Source organism: Streptomyces sp. CBMA123 (assembly GCF_014596465.1).
Taxonomy (GTDB): Bacteria; Actinomycetota; Actinomycetes; order Streptomycetales; family Streptomycetaceae; genus Kitasatospora.
In genome coordinates, this window is the sequence record NZ_MECK01000497.1 from 1 (window position 1) to 1,061 (window position 1,061).

The 1,061-nt window shown below is 73.0% G+C and carries 1 protein-coding gene; it reads right to left on the reverse strand.

The window, feature by feature from the left end; translation table 11 throughout:
- Positions 1-1,061 (reverse strand): acyltransferase domain-containing protein (locus BG452_RS35215; protein WP_188308407.1); only part of this gene is annotated, 1,061 nt, incomplete at both ends.

Here is a 1,061-nt window from a genome sequence, read left to right on the forward strand (position 1 = left end):
GGGACTCCGGCGACGTGCAGCCGGGCGAGCGCGGTGACCAGGGTGTGTTCCTCGGGCCGGTCGCGGCGCAGCAGCGGGAGTGCGGGGGTGTCCGGGTCCTGTTGGGCGAGGGCGGCGAGGACGCCGTCGGGGCCGAGCTCGACGAAGGCGGTGGCCCCGGCCTCGCGCAGGGCGCGGACGCCGTCGGCGAAGCGGACGGCCTCGCGGACGTGGCGCACCCAGTAGTCGGGGGTGGTGAAGTCCTCGCCGAGGGCGCCGGTGAGGTTGGAGACCAGCGGAATCGAAGGCGCCTGGTAGATCAGCCCGTTCAGGACCTCGCGGAAGTCCGCCAGCATCGGTTCCATCAGCGGCGAGTGGAACGCATGGGACACCCGCAGCCGCGTGGTCTTGCGATCGGCGAAGTGCTCCTCGATCGCCGCGACGGCCTCCTCCGTGCCCGAGACGACGACCGAACTCGGACCGTTGACGGCCGCAATCGACACGAAATCGCCCAGCAGCGGCAGGACTTCGTCCTCCGTCGCCTGCACGGCGAGCATCGCGCCACCCGCCGGAAGCGCCTGCATCAGCCGGCCCCGGGCCGCGACCAGCTTGCACGCGTCCTCCAGCGAGAACACCCCGGCCACATGCGCCGCCGCGATCTCACCGATCGAATGCCCGGCCACGAACTCCGGCTCCACACCCAACGATTCGACCAGCCGGTACAGCGCCACCTCGACCGCGAACAACCCCGCCTGGGCGAACTCCGTCCGGTTCAGCAGCTCCGCGTCCTCGCCCCACACCACCTCGCGCAAGCCCGGGTCGAACTCGGCGCACACCGCGTCGAACGCCTCCGCGAACACCGGGAACCGGGCGTACAACTCCCGCCCCATCCCCAGCCGCTGCGACCCCTGCCCCGAGAACAGGAACGCCGTCGACCGCTCCCCCGCCACCCCACGCGCGACCTCGCCCCCGTCCACCAGCACCGCCCGGTGCCGGAACCGCGAGCGCCCCGCCAACGACAGCCCCACGTCCACCGGCGAGCCCCCGACCCCGGCGAGCCGCTCCAGCTGCGCGCTCAGCGC